The organism is Caryophanon tenue (assembly GCF_001700315.1).
Classification (GTDB): domain Bacteria; phylum Bacillota; class Bacilli; order Bacillales_A; family Planococcaceae; genus Caryophanon; species Caryophanon tenue.
In genome coordinates, this window is record NZ_MASJ01000039.1 from 305,352 (window position 1) to 319,594 (window position 14,243).

The following is a 14,243-nucleotide window of genomic DNA, read 5'->3' on the forward strand; positions in this document are numbered from 1 at the left end:
CTAACTGTTTACAATATCTTCTAAATAGCTCCAACGCTCAATATAATGCTCATATTGTGCATTCAGCTCATCTAGTTGCGCTGTTAATTGTTGTAAGCGCGTAAAGTCTGCACCACATGTTGCAATTTCGGCTTCAGTTTGCTCAATTGCTTGCTCTGTTTTTTCAATGTCAGTCGCAATTGTTTCCCACTCTTTTTGTTCCTTGAAGCTAAGGCGCTTTTTCTCAGACTTTGGTTTTTCACGTTTTACCGGTTCTGGCTTCGTCTCTTTCGGTGTTTGTGCAATCTTTTTCTTCTCTAAATAATCTGAGTAAATATCCAGTGTTTCATCAACGCCACCTTGACCGTCTAATACCCATAGTTTTTTCGCAATACGGTCTAAGAAGAAACGGTCATGGGAAATCGTAATAACAACACCTGGGAAGCTTTCAATAAAATCTTCTAATACCCCTAATGTTTCAATATCTAAATCATTCGTCGGCTCATCTAGTAGCAATACGTTCGGCTGCTCCATTAAAAGGCGTAATAAATGAAGACGTTTACGCTCACCACCGGAAAGCTTACTAATCGGTGTACCATGTGTGTGTAACGGGAATAAGAAACGCTCCAGCATTTGTGCAGCACTAAAGCGTTCGCCTGCTGCATCGGTAATATCGTTTGAGGCTTCGCGAATATATTCAATCATGCGCGCATTTTCGTTCATCGCCGGTAACTGCTGTTTGAAATGTACACGATTAACCGTTGTGCCAACAATAACCTCGCCTGTATCTGGCGCTAAGTCACCTGCCAGCATATTCAGTAACGTCGATTTTCCGTAGCCATTTGCACCAACAATACCAATGCGGTCTCCTTGCTGTAATAAAAAGCTAAAATTCTCTACGATATTGCGGTCACCAAAACGCTTTGAAATTCCATCAGACTCTAATACTTTACGTCCTAAACGTGTCGTTGCTAAATTCATCTCAAATGCTTCTTCTTTCCCGCCGCGCTCGATTTGGCTATCGAGTTCATCGAAACGCTGAATACGTGCCTTTTGCTTCGTTGTACGTGCTTTTGCCCCACGTCGAATCCATTTTAGCTCTGAACGGTAACGGTTGCGCATTTTTGCTTGTGTCGCTGCATTCATTTCTTCGCGAATAGCACGCGCTTCTAAGTAGTCACCATAGTTCCCAACATGACGATATAATGTTTGGTCGGCAAGCTCATAAATATGCGTCGCCATTTCATCTAAAAAGTAACGGTCATGGGTAATAAAAATAACCGCTCCTTTTAGACGGCCAACCATCTCTTGTAGCCATTGTGTCGATTCCACGTCTAAATGGTTCGTCGGCTCATCTAATAAATATAAGTCCGCCGGCTCAATTAATGTTTTAGCGAGTGCTACACGCTTTTGTTGGCCACCTGACATCGTTGTGACGACCTTGTCATAATCTGTAATGCCTAGCTTTGTTAATGCGGTTTTGGCTAACGCGTTAATATCCCATGCTTCTTGCTCATCCATTTGCTGTTGAATACGGAAAAGCTCCTGCTGTGCTTGTTCACTTTCAGGCTGTGCCATCATTACTTGAAGTGCCATTTCATACTGACGGTTCAGCTTTAATAATGGCGACTCCCCCGCGAATACAGCTTGTAATACTGTTTCACCTTCTGGGAATACAGGGTCTTGCGGTAAATACGCAATATTATACTTATTTGGACGCTCAAAATCATAGACATCCGCTTCTAACTGGTCCGCTAAAATCGAAAGCAATGTCGACTTCCCTGTCCCATTAATGCCGATTAATCCAGCGCGCTCCCCTTCATAAATAGTAAATTCTAAGTTTTGAAATAGCGTTTTGTCGCCAACTGTTTTTGTAACATTCGATACGATTAAATGGCTCATAATAATCCTTCTCTTTCTTTTGCTAGTTGCGTTAAAAATTGTTTCATAAAGGCGTGTCGTTCTTTTGCAAGCGCACGTCCCTTTTCCGTACACATATGTTGTTGTAACGTCAGTAATTTTTCATAAAAATGTGTAACGGTTGCGGTTGGCTTACCGTAATACGCATCTTCGGTCATCTCTGTACGTGCCGCTTCTGCATCATCATACAACTTGCGCCCTTTTGCACCACCGAATGCAAATGCACGAGCAATCCCAATCGCGCCAAGTGCGTCTAAGCGGTCTGCATCACGCGCAATTTGCGCTTCAAGTGTTTGTGTCTCTATTTCGTTACCACCACGAAATGAAATCGCTTCGATAATATGACGTACATGTTGCTCTTGCATCACGGGTAGCTGTAGCGTTTTGAGTATTTGCTCTAGCGCTGCTGTATCAGCTGCATATTTTTTATCACTGACATCATGTAAATAAACAGCAAGCTGTAATGTTTCGATATCAACATCTTCATAACTGGCTGCAATCGCAAGTGCGTTTTGCTCAACCCGTAACACATGCTCAAAATCGTGACTTGCATCAAATTGTATGTAAATCGCTTCTACAAGTGCCTTACATTGTTGTCGTTTTGGCATTCGCATACTCCTTTAAATCGGCAGTTGCCTCATTCTTTTTAGTGTAACATGAAAGGCTGTGTTTTGGACGTCCTTTGCCTATGTAGCAACGAAAAAGAGTTACTTTCGCCAAAAGCGTCAGCAACTCTTTTTGTTTACTTCTTTAAAAATCCTTGCTTCTTTAAAATCGGCGTTGCATTTGCATAACTATTACCACGATAAAATGGCTCGCTATAAAAGGATGCTACACCACTTGACCAATTCGTCTTCGCTTGACCGTCTGTACGCTTGTGCATATAAGCTGAGATTGTCTCATTATATGCTTCAAGCATCTCGTCAACCTCGGTATTATATGTATTCTCAAAGACGATTGCTTGGCGTGGCAAACGCGGTTTTACGTCAGGCGCTTCATCAGGGAAGCCGATGCATAAACCAGAAATCGGATAGACATACGCTGGTAGCTCTAACACATCAATGACTGCTTGCGGGTCACGTCGAACGCCGCCGATTGCGACTGTGCCTAAGCCTAAACTTTCTGCTGCAGCAACGGCTGTGCCAAGTGAAATGCCAACATCGCTTGCACCGACAATGATTAAATCTGGATTGTCAGCCGCTTGAAATGTTTTTCCTTCAAGTGCTAACGCTTTAGATACACGATAAAAGTCTAAACAAAATACCCAAAATTCAGGTGCTTGTCCAACATATACTTGGTCGCCAGCTAATTGTTGCAATTGCTGACGTTTGTCAGCATCTGTCACACGAATAATCGATAGTTGTTGCCCATTAATCCACGACGGCGCTTGTTGCACAGCTTGCAAAATCGCATCAATCATATTTTGCGGTACTTCTTTTTGTAAATAGCGTCGAATGGATGTATGTCCTACTAACTTTTGAATTGTTTCATTCATCTAAAAATCTCCCCTTTTTTATGATGTTAACAACGTTTTGTCGCTTGTTGCAAATAATGTTGTAGCTGATGCAGTAACTGACGATATTGTGGTAGCGGTTGTAGCGATACGAAATGTGGATTGTCGGCAATATGCTTATATATATCTTCTGTAATGGACGCATCATCTCGTGGCGCACTGCCACCAAGCATCATTCGTCGTGTAAACCACTGTTCAATTAACGTAAAATAAGCATCACCTTGCTGCCTTAATGGGAAGGATACATACTGACATGTCTGCACATAATGTGTTAATTGTCGCATCGCTTCTTGCGGTCTCCCTTGTTGCATATAGCCTTGTGCTGCAATTAAATAAAAAGCTAACGGGTGATGAATATTAATATGTCGTAACTGAAAGGTTTCAATTAATTCATGCCCTCGTTTAACGGTCTCATCATACTGGACTTGCTGTGCAATAATAAGCTGTAGCATCGACGTTATATTCGACATCATTTCACATACTTGTTGATACAGTGAGACTTGCATCACCTCTTCTGCTGCGCGCATATTTTGCATTTGTGCATACGCATTTGCAATGATTTGATCCGTCCCTAAACGAAGCTCCGCATCTTTGCCGAGAAGTTGTAACACTTTTTCCGGTTTGTGTGTTTGTAAATAAAGTACTGCTTTTACAACACGCGCTTGCTGCATCATTTCTAAATCTTCACTTTGTTCTTGAATCCGATCACAAATCACCATCATTTGCTGCATCACACGTTGTGGCTCTGGTGCCTGTTGTAAATAATTCATCAATAAAAGATTCAGTTCATTTAACAGCGGAAAACACGCATAGTATTCTTCGATCAATTGCTCAATCTCTGCAAATACATCGGCAAACGGTTGCGTTGCAAATTGTTGGGCAAGACGCTGATACGTTTCTTTAATTTGTGCTGGCGTCATTTGTGGTTGATAACCTAGTAACGTATCAATCGACACATTCAAATACGTGGCGATTTTCGGCAACAGTAAAATGTCTGGATAACTTAACCCTGTTTCCCATTTCGATACAGCTGCTTTGGACACACCTACTTGTTGCGCAATTTGCTCTTGTGTAATGCCCATCTGTTTTCGTAATGTGTGCAAAACGGTTGCAAACTGTAACATATGCGATCCCTCCATTTCCCCCTCAATGCATTATTTTATCATAGCAAAAAAGCGGTGAATTAATCTCCACCGCCGCCTCCACCACTATCTCCCCCATCGGCACTATCGCTCCCACCAGAGGCATCATCACATGCTGTATCTACACGACCGCTGTCATCACACGCTGTCGTAAAATCATAAAACATATCTTGAAAGCAATCATCATCATAACGCGTATCACTACAATCCAATACGTCAGCACTTAATAATTGCAGTGCTAAAAGCGTTATATCGGTTTTTGGTGGCAATGTAGGGGTTAATTGCTCTAGCGCCTGCTTGAACTCTTGCAATCGTTTCCACGCACTCCAAGCGTCATATTTTGTACTAATCAGCCATAAATAGCTGTCATATACTGGACGCAATAGCACCTCTTTTGCCAAATGCGCCTGTAATGCTAATGCTGTGGTAGCACATTCTTCCATATCGACCTCCCGTATGTAGGTCATTGTCGCTGTTATATGTGCATATTGTTGGTCAAAGCCCTTCTGTTGAATGAGCGCAAGAATTTGCGTCAACTGCGTGTCGATTTGTGACGTTGCATGCGGTAATTTCGCTAGCACAACCGCGTGATATGAAGATGGCTCTACATTTTTCGGTGTGACGCGTTGCAAAATGGCTAACACTTCTAAAAGTCGCGTCTGGTCAATTCGATGATGGCGCTCAAAGTAAATGGCTGCATGATAAAGAGGCGCGCGATGAGCCAAATTCATATCACGTAGCTTCCGTACATTTTGGAAGACGTCGGCAATGAACGTTTCAACGTGTTGCTCACAGTGCGCACGTGAAAATAAAGCATGGCGAATTACTTTATCGTAACGTGCTTTCGAAAGCAAATGTGTATGTCGCTTAATATGTTCTCTCACACCTTCGTATACGAGAGGGTCAAAACGTCGATTTTTAACGCTTAGACGCATCGCTAAGTCCACAACATTCCCGTGCATACGCCAACCTGTATACTCATTAATTGTTCGTACATTATCTTGAAATAACGCTACTGTCGTCATAGTCCGTCCCTCCTTATATGAATGTATACGAGAGAACTCCCCAGATTGTTTCAATTTTCTTGCATTTCTTTTCAATTAAATTCACACGCTACGAAAACTTTAACCTAAAAAAAAACAACCCCATTTGACATTTTCAGTGCCAAATGGGGTTGTACGATTCTATCTATCATTATACATGTGAGTAATTTTTACAAAAGAGCAAGCTAGATGATTAAAACAGACCAATAGCATGACCGTGTTCATCGACACCCATGCGCAGTGCAGCGGGTTGCTTCGGCAAGCCAGGCATTGTCATAATATCTCCCGTTAAACATACTAAGAAACCTGCACCTAGTTTTGGAATTACTTCACGCACTGTAATCGTAAATCCTGTTGGACGACCAAGTAATGATGGATTATCGGTTAATGAATACTGTGATTTCGCCATACAAATCGGCAACACATCCCAGCCGAATTTTTCGATTTGTGCTATTTGCTTTTTCGCCGCATCGGTAAAGTGGACGCCGTCTCCACCGTATACTTTTTGCACAATTGTTGTAACCTTCTGTGCAATTGACTGCTCAACGTCATATAGATGGTGGAAATCATTGCCCGCTTCAATGACTTCAAGCACTTTCTCTGCTAGCTCAATGCCACCTTTACCGCCTTGCTCCCATACATTTGTACGTGCAATACGAACATTGTGCTCGTCACACCACGCTAAAATCGTTGCAAGCTCCTCTTCTGTGTCGGTAATAAAACGATTTAACGCAACAACTGGCTCCGCGCCAAATTGACGTACCGTATCAACGTGCTTCGCTAAGTTTTCAATACCTGCGCGTAATGCTTCGACGTTTTCTTGTTGAAGTTCCGTTTTTGCTACACCACCATGCATTTTTAATGCGCGCACAGTCGCTACGATAACAACTGCATCTGGCTTGAAGTTGCCTTGACGCGCTTTAATGTTCATAAATTTCTCCGCACCTAAATCTGAACCAAAGCCGGCTTCTGTCACAACAATGTCAGCTAAATGACGCGCAGTTTGTGTCGCCACAATCGAGTTACAGCCGTGCGCAATATTGGCAAATGGACCACCGTGAATAATCGCTGGTGTACCTTCAATCGTTTGCACTAAGTTTGGTTTGAACGCATCTTTTAATAATAATGTTAAGGCACCTTCTACACCTAAATCTTTAACGAATAACGGTTGGCGGTCAAATGTATAGCCAAATACAATATTGGCAATACGTGTTTGTAAATCTTCTAAGCTTGTCGCTAAACAGAAAATTGCCATAATTTCTGATGCAACCGTAATATCAAAACCATCTTCGCGTGGCATTCCTTGTACAGGGCCACCTAAACCAACAACAACTTTACGTAACGCACGGTCATTTAAGTCCAGTACGCGTTTCCAAATAATGCGACGTGGGTCAATGTTTAATGTATTCCCTTGATGGATATGATTATCAATGAAAGCTGATAATGCATTATTCGCTGACGTAATGGCATGTAAATCACCTGTAAAATGTAAATTAATATCTTCCATTGGCAATACTTGTGCATAACCGCCACCTGTTGCGCCACCTTTAACACCCATTACTGGTCCTAATGATGGTTCGCGAAGTGCCACCATTACATTTTGATTCAATTGATGAAAAGCATCTGCTAAACCAACTGTTACTGTTGATTTTCCTTCCCCTGCTGGCGTTGGACTAATTGCTGTTACAAGTACAACCTTACCGTTCTTGGCAGGTGCTGAAAGTTTTGCTGGATCAATTTTCGCTTTATATCGTCCATACGGCTCTAAAGCATCTTCATCAATTCCTGCTGCTTGTGCAATTTGCGCGATTGGTTGCATCGTTGCTTGAGCAGCAATTTCTAAATCTGTTAATGGCGTTGATTTTGTTGTCATGAAATACCCTACTTTCAATGTTATTACGTCCATTATAGAAATGAATTCAGAAAAAAGAAAGCTATAAACATGCACATTTTATATAGAATTATTGACAATTGTTCGTTATTTGTTATATATTATATGTTGTACTTTTGTACATTTTTTAAATTTATTCACATTGACTGGAGGGGTATTGTATGCACCGCGGCAAAGTAAAATGGTTCAATGGCGAGAAAGGTTACGGCTTTATCGAGTGTGATAACGGCGAAGATGTATTTGTTCACTTCACAGGAATTAATGGAGAAGGTTTCCGAACATTAGAAGAATCGCAACAAGTTGAGTTTGACATTTCAGAAGGTAATCGCGGCCCACAAGCTGTCAATGTTACAATCGTGTAAAAGACGAGCATTCTTTTTCACACCCCAAATCACAATATTTTAATCATGCGTATTTGATGATGTATTCCGACACGAACAGCGGCTTCTTTTATAAGAATGGCTTCAATTTTTTGCTATAGGAAATCGTAGGCATCTTCTTCAATATCGCATCAACGACATAAAATAAAAAACAAAGATTAGAACAAAAAGAAATATCCTTCAGCAACGACAACGGCTGAAGGATATTTTTTTGTAAAAAATAGTCGTTGGCAGAGTACTGAAACAGCTTTATAGGTTTAATATTTACGTTATATCCTACACACGATTTTCATTGTCATCACCTCGTTTTGGTTCGCATCCTCACATGTCTTATAATTATTTCTACAAAAATATGATTACGTTTACCACTTAGCGGGAATAGAATTACTATCGTAGAAGAAGAAAGGATGACGTATACAATGTCTAAAAAGCTATTCTTACTACCAATAGTGGCACTTGCACTTGCTGCTTGTGGTGATGATGAAGAGGTCACAACCGCACCAGATAATGCACCGACAGAACAAGATACCAATAATGACGAAGTGACAACATCTACTGATGCGCCTTATGCCTTCGCTAAATTCTCATTCGATGCTGAATATAGCGCAACCGAAAACATTGAAGCAGACTATTCAAATGAATCGTCCGGCGTCGAAGCATCTTATGAAAACGATAAAACAGGCGAACGATTAAATGGCGATGATGCATTTGCTTATTTAGAGCCGATTTTTGAAAACTTCACATTCGACAGTTCCACTGGCAATGATGAAGTCGTTGATGAAATCGTCCAAGCGTTCAATTTAGAAACAAACTATACACAGTTGGAAATCGATATTACATTCGATGATGGCAGTGAGCGTGAATATACACACACACCTTAAAACATAGTACTGGGATATGTCCGTAAAGAGCATTCCCTAAAACAAAATAAAGCCACAGCGATCATTCAATTCGCTGTGGCTTTATTTCATTTAGAAACAACTTATCTCCTAAGCGCTTCGCTTTTACTTTGCAATATTTGGTGTTGGCGGTGCATTGTATACTTTCGAATCCGCTGGCACTGAATGTGTTAACCATACATTACCACCAATCGTCGAGTTCGCACCGATTGTCGTTTTACCCCCTAAAATCGTTGCCCCCGCATAAATAACAACATTATCTTCAATATTCGGATGACGTTTAATCCCTTTAATTGGATTGCCATTTTCATCAAGTGGGAAGTTTTTCGCACCAAGCGTTACCCCTTGATAAATTTTAACATGCGAGCCAATCGTACATGTTTCACCAATAACAACACCTGTCCCGTGGTCAATGAAGAAATATTCGCCAATCGTTGCCCCTGGGTGAATATCAATGCCTGTTAATTGATGTGCATATTCAGACATAATACGCGGAATGACCGGTACACCAGCTTTATATAATTCATGTGAAATACGATGAATCGTAATTGCTTCAATCGACGGATAGCTTAATAAAATTTCTTCATGTGATGTTGTTGCAGGGTCTCCGTTATACGCTGCTTGTACATCTGTTTGTAACATTTCACGAATTGTCGGGAACTGATTCACCAGTGTCATTACGACATCGTTGGCCTTTTGCTGAGCAACGTCCGCCGTTAGTTGTTTATCTTCAGAAATATACACTTTTTCAATTAAATCACGTAAATCTAGTGCACTTGTACGCAATTTATTGCCAATCATTACATTTAAACGAACTTCATCACCAGACACCGACTCACATACACATGGAAAGAGCGCAAAACGAAAATCGCGTAAAATACGATAAATCTTCTCTGCCCCTGCAAAACCAATTGTGTTTTCTACTTGAAAATGTGTCCCATGAATTGTTTCTAAATTTTTCGCAATTGTTGGCACTTCATTGTTTAACCATTCATTTAAGTTCATTGCTTGCCGTAGCCCCCTCAACGATATATGTTTGACTTCTTATTCTGCCCACTAGCGTAACATAAATGCATTAAAAAATCGAAAACATTTGTCTCTTTCACTAGTTTGATAAAACAAACTGAATTTTCTTAAATATAAACATTCTATGCTATTTTTACGAAGGCGGTCAAGTACGTTTATAGTCGGTACGGATGTGTGCCTAACCATGCTTGTAATACTTCCATAAATTTCGTTGTCGCTGGCGATATATTTTGCTTTGTCGCAAGTCCTATTGTACGGTAGCTATTATTTTCTAATGGAATGGCTTTTACATTACTCGGAATGTTATTTTGCGTCGCGAGCTGCGGCAAAATGGTAATACCGATATGGTGAGAAATCATCGATAAAATCCCCATCTCCTCCGATAGTTCAAAGCGGATATTAGGCTTCATATTCGCCTGTTCAAACAACTGCTTAATATCATGTGTACCATTATAAGATGGCATAATAAAAGGTTGATGCGCGATGTCTTCAATTCGTGCAACTTCTTCATAAAATAATGGACTTTTTTCAGAAACTAAACATAATAGCTGGTCTTTTAATAGTGGATGGAAACGATACTGCTCATTTTGCATACCGTTTAAGAAGCCACAATCAATTTGACCACTATATAACCATTGTTCAATCTCGTAATAATCCCCTTCCATCAGCTCAACGATAATGTTCGGGTAACTTTCATCCATCATTTGCACAATACTCGGCATCCAATTCGATGAAATACTTGAAATGACACCGATGCGAACTTTACCACGCGCAAAACCTAACACGTTTGCCGCTTCCTGCTCGACGCTCTCTTGCGCTGCTAATACTTTGCGAATTTCTACAAGCATAATCTCTCCGTCACCAGTCAATTTAATGCCGCCACGCCCCCGATGAATTAACGGAAAGCCAAATTCTTTTTCTAAACTTGAGATGGCATGACTGACTGCAGACTGTGTTAGACCAAGCACATCTGCAGCCTTTGTAAACGATCCTAATTGCCCAACTTTACTTAAAATTTGATATTTGACTAAACTCATGAAAACCACCTTTCTTTGCCATTTTGTACGTCTTCAAAACACTTCTGTCTTTCTGTAACGGATTACATGAATTTTTTTCATAAACCTCATTATAAACATTCGTTTTACTAATAACAATACACACTTTATAGTTATACTAGATTCTAAAAAAAACATGTTATAGTACACAGACAGTAAATGACATTTATTTGAATCCAGTCGAAAATCAATAGAAATGCGGTGACACAATTGGGTAAACAAGGGAAAGCAAATATTTTATTAATAATCGTGACGATGTTTTGGGGATTATCCTATACATTTATGGTTCTCGGACTGGATTCGATGGAAGTGTATTCAATCGTTGCATTACGATGTGCGGTTGGCTTTGCCGTTGCAGGTGCTATCTTTTATACAAAAATGAAGCGTGTGTCAGTACAATCACTTAGCTTCTCAGCCATTCAAGGCTTCTTATTATTCTTTATCTTTGCAGGCAGCTTAATCGGTTTAAAAACGACATCGGCTGCAAATGCTGGCTTTATTTTAAGCTTAACGGTCGTACTCGTGCCTCTTTTCACAGCGATTCTTGACCGCAAACTACCATCTCGCCCAGTTGCTATCGCGATTGTTGCGACATTAGTCGGTATTTCAGTGCTAACGATTCAACCAAACTTCGCTTTCCAACAAGGTGATATCATTATGGCCTTTGTCGCAATTGCTTACGCTTGCTACATTATGCTTAACAGTAAAATTGTACGAAAGGATTCCATCGATTCAATTTCGTTTAGTGTGTACCAGCTTGGGTTTGCCAGTCTATTTGGCTTTATCGGTGCCTTTGCATTCGAAACATTCACATTACCTACGACAACAAATGCATGGATTGGCGTACTCGGTTTAGGCTTAATTTGTACAGCGTTTTGCTTCATTGGACAAACGGTTGCACAACAATATACAACCGCGACACATACCGGCTTAATCTTCTCATTAGAGCCGATTTTTGCAGCGATGTTTGCGACGATTTTCTTAGGGGATGCCATTACAGCAAAACTGCTTATCGGTGGGACATTCATTTTACTTGGTAATTTAGTGGCACAAGCGGAGCAGTTCACACAGTTCCGAACACTCAAAAAAGCAACAGCGCTCGACTCTTCTGTTGAAAAGGCTATTTAACTTCTTCCTTTATATAGCATGATCCCGAACGTATTCGCTTCGGATCATGCTTTTTTATATGTTGATAAAACGAACATCACTCGCTATTTTCTGAAAATACTATCTCTTTCAAAATATACTGTTTCACGTTATTATATAAGGTGGACTTTAATTTACTGAAACAATTTAGAAGGAAGTGTCACTATGATCGGACGTAACGACCCTTGCCCATGTGGAAGCGGTAAAAAATATAAAAAATGCTGCGCAAACAATGAGGCTGTCACAACAACTGTATTATTTGAAGAAGAACTAGAGCAAGTATTAGATACAATGTTCGCAAACTACCCAGAACGCCAAGATCACCGCGCGTTAATCGAACATTTCCAAGGTTGGATTCCAACACTACATGAATCATTATCACGTGAATTAGTAGAAGCGATTTCAATTGATGATTTCTTCTTCCACCAACGCCAAGATATTTGGTTAGGTCACTTAGATAAAATGATGAAAAACTTTGTACGCCCTGCTACATTAAAAGTATTAGCTACTTGGCGTCAGCCTGAAATGTTCGTTGGACAAGTAGTAGCCGTTCACGAAACATTTATCGAAGCAAAGCATATTTTAACAGGGGCAACTGTCTTTATTCGTCGTGAAACAGACAAGCCTATTCCAGTGGATATGTTCGTATTTGCTTTCTTATTACCAGACCGCACGTTAGAAGAAAACCACTTCTTAGCGATTTCAACATTAATCTTTATTTCTGATGCTTATGCAAAAGTATTTAAAGCTTATGCAAAAGATTTTGATGGTGAAGATGTATTCGCGTTCTTTGCGAAAAACCACTTAGCGCTATGGCAAAAACTTGTCGCTGCTGGTTATAACGGTGAAGAATTTACCGAAAAAGAAGCGTCAGTTGTCAACGACTTACAAGCTTTCTTAACGAAACAAAACTTACAAGCTGAAAAGTTAGTAGAACTTGTTGAAGATTTCTTAGTGGAAAAGCAACCGAAAGCACGTAAAACAGAAGCGATTTCTGCAGGTGCTGTGCGTTTTGCACAAGAGCATGATTTCTTCGGTGGACAATCATTTACGATTAAAGAAATTTCTGAGCACTTCGAAATCTCTGCTTCATCATTAAATAAATATGCCCAAGAGTTAGCTGCGTATTACGCAGAGAAACAAGCATAAAAAAACGACCTGTGCAGTTTTGCGCAGGTCGTTTTTTTTATTTTTTATTATACTTTGCTTGCAAATAGCTTTCAATAAAATCAACAAAACGGTCTGTCGTCGGTGACAAATAACGTCCTTCTACAACAGCTAGTCCAATATCCCGCTCGCATTTCATATCATGTACGGGAATCGTCGCTAAATGATATTGATCAATGCCTTTAATTTTTGGCACTAAGCTAACACCATGCCCTGCCCCTACAAATCCTGCAACCGTATGCACTTCCTCACCCGAGAAAATGACATTTGGAGTAACACCCGCTTTTTGTAAAAAGTGATCAATAATTTTGCGCAATGAGTTCCCTTTACGGATAGAAATAAACGGCTCTCCTGCAATTTCATGTAACGCAATGCTAGCGCGTGCGGCTAAGCGATGGTTTTTCGGCACAATGACAAATAGCTCCTCGCTCCATAATTTACGCCACTTCACTTGCACGGTCGTCGATTGAATTGGCTGTGTTAAACACATATCAACTTCCCCTGCTTCTAATTGACGCAATAAGCGAAGCGATGTACTTTGTGAAAATGTAAAATTCAAATGCGGAAATACTTTGCGCACTTCTGCCATTAACTCTGGTACAATCGACATCCCCAATGTATGAATAAACCCTAACGTTACTTCTCCATGACCCGGCGACACTAAATCTTGTATTTCTTGCTTTGCCTTCTCCCACTCTTGTAACATGTGCTCGGCATGCTTTAGCATCATTTGACCATAGCGATTTAATACAATTGAACGACCTTGACGATCAAACAGTGGCGCGCCCACTTCCTGTTCTAAATGTGCGATAGATTTACTAAGTGCTGGCTGTGAAATGTTTAATGTTTCAGCCGCACGAGTCATATGCTGTAAATTCGCAACGACGCGGAAATATTCTAATTGCTGTAGCTCCATTGAAAAGCCTCTTTTCTTCATAACTTAAAGTAATCAATTTGATAGAAACAATGAATTGTACTTATCGTTTACCCCCTCTATAATAAGCCTTAACACAATAAATATAAACCATTTATCATAAAACTTATTTCACCAATATATTACGTCGAAAAGGGAGTCTTACCAC

13 protein-coding genes are annotated in these 14,243 nt (G+C 40.3%); 4 read left to right on the forward strand and 9 right to left on the reverse strand.

Annotated elements, in window-relative coordinates; all coding sequences use genetic code 11:
- The 6 genes from A6M13_RS14670 to A6M13_RS14695 form a co-directional block, all read right to left on the reverse strand.
- A complete protein-coding gene (locus tag A6M13_RS14670; RefSeq protein WP_066548144.1) occupies nucleotides 1-1,881 on the reverse strand; it encodes an ABC-F family ATP-binding cassette domain-containing protein in 1,881 nt (626 codons plus the stop codon).
- Nucleotides 1,878-2,513, reverse strand: coding sequence for an HD domain-containing protein (locus A6M13_RS14675; protein WP_066548147.1), 636 nt, complete (start codon nucleotides 2,511-2,513; stop codon nucleotides 1,878-1,880). Before A6M13_RS14675 ends, A6M13_RS14670 begins: the two co-directional genes overlap by 4 nt.
- A 128-nt stretch (nucleotides 2,514-2,641) precedes the next feature.
- Nucleotides 2,642-3,394, reverse strand: a complete 753-nt coding sequence (locus A6M13_RS14680; RefSeq protein WP_066548149.1) for an NADPH-dependent oxidoreductase — start codon at nucleotides 3,392-3,394, stop codon at nucleotides 2,642-2,644.
- A gap of 26 nt (nucleotides 3,395-3,420) precedes the next feature.
- Nucleotides 3,421-4,536 carry a helix-turn-helix domain-containing protein gene (locus A6M13_RS14685; protein WP_066548151.1) on the reverse strand — a complete coding sequence of 372 codons (1,116 nt, stop codon included), beginning with the start codon at nucleotides 4,534-4,536 and terminating at the stop codon, nucleotides 3,421-3,423.
- A gap of 59 nt (nucleotides 4,537-4,595) precedes the next feature.
- The gene (locus A6M13_RS14690; RefSeq protein WP_066548154.1) at nucleotides 4,596-5,579 is read right to left on the reverse strand and encodes a hypothetical protein; all 984 of its coding nucleotides are present in this window, start codon (nucleotides 5,577-5,579) and stop codon (nucleotides 4,596-4,598) included.
- Nucleotides 5,580-5,790: 211 nt separating this feature from the next.
- Nucleotides 5,791-7,470, reverse strand: a complete 1,680-nt coding sequence (locus tag A6M13_RS14695; RefSeq protein WP_066548157.1) for a formate--tetrahydrofolate ligase — start codon at nucleotides 7,468-7,470, stop codon at nucleotides 5,791-5,793.
- 179 nt (nucleotides 7,471-7,649) lie between these two features.
- On the opposite strand from A6M13_RS14695, the gene A6M13_RS14700 reads away from it, so the two are divergent.
- Together A6M13_RS14700 and A6M13_RS14705 are read left to right on the forward strand one after the other, a co-directional pair.
- Nucleotides 7,650-7,850, forward strand: a complete 201-nt coding sequence (locus tag A6M13_RS14700) for a cold-shock protein (protein WP_066548159.1) — start codon at nucleotides 7,650-7,652, stop codon at nucleotides 7,848-7,850.
- Between the two features lie 437 nt (nucleotides 7,851-8,287).
- Nucleotides 8,288-8,749 (forward strand): YusW family protein, encoded by a 462-nt coding sequence (locus A6M13_RS14705; RefSeq protein ID WP_066548288.1) that lies wholly within the window; start codon nucleotides 8,288-8,290, stop codon nucleotides 8,747-8,749.
- Nucleotides 8,750-8,872: 123 nt separating this feature from the next.
- Here the strand turns inward: A6M13_RS14705 and epsC are convergent, their stop codons facing one another.
- Entirely contained in the window at nucleotides 8,873-9,772 is a 900-nt protein-coding gene (epsC, locus tag A6M13_RS14710; protein WP_066548163.1) for a serine O-acetyltransferase EpsC, read from the reverse strand.
- A gap of 176 nt (nucleotides 9,773-9,948) precedes the next feature.
- Nucleotides 9,949-10,830, reverse strand: a complete 882-nt coding sequence (locus A6M13_RS14715; RefSeq protein WP_066548165.1) for a LysR family transcriptional regulator — start codon at nucleotides 10,828-10,830, stop codon at nucleotides 9,949-9,951.
- A 228-nt stretch (nucleotides 10,831-11,058) separates the two neighbouring features.
- Here A6M13_RS14715 and A6M13_RS14720 point away from each other — a divergent pair, with 228 nt between their 5' ends.
- Nucleotides 11,059-11,976: a DMT family transporter gene (locus A6M13_RS14720; RefSeq protein ID WP_141680974.1), complete on the forward strand. Its 918-nt coding sequence runs from the start codon at nucleotides 11,059-11,061 to the stop codon at nucleotides 11,974-11,976.
- 183 nt (nucleotides 11,977-12,159) lie between these two features.
- Complete coding sequence (locus A6M13_RS14725) at nucleotides 12,160-13,143, forward strand: SEC-C metal-binding domain-containing protein (protein ID WP_066548169.1); 984 nt, start codon at nucleotides 12,160-12,162, stop codon at nucleotides 13,141-13,143.
- Between the two features lie 37 nt (nucleotides 13,144-13,180).
- Here A6M13_RS14725 and A6M13_RS14730 read toward each other — a convergent pair whose 3' ends face one another.
- Nucleotides 13,181-14,077: a LysR family transcriptional regulator gene (locus tag A6M13_RS14730; RefSeq protein WP_066548172.1), complete on the reverse strand. Its 897-nt coding sequence runs from the start codon at nucleotides 14,075-14,077 to the stop codon at nucleotides 13,181-13,183.
- Nucleotides 14,078-14,243: the final 166 nt, after the last annotated feature.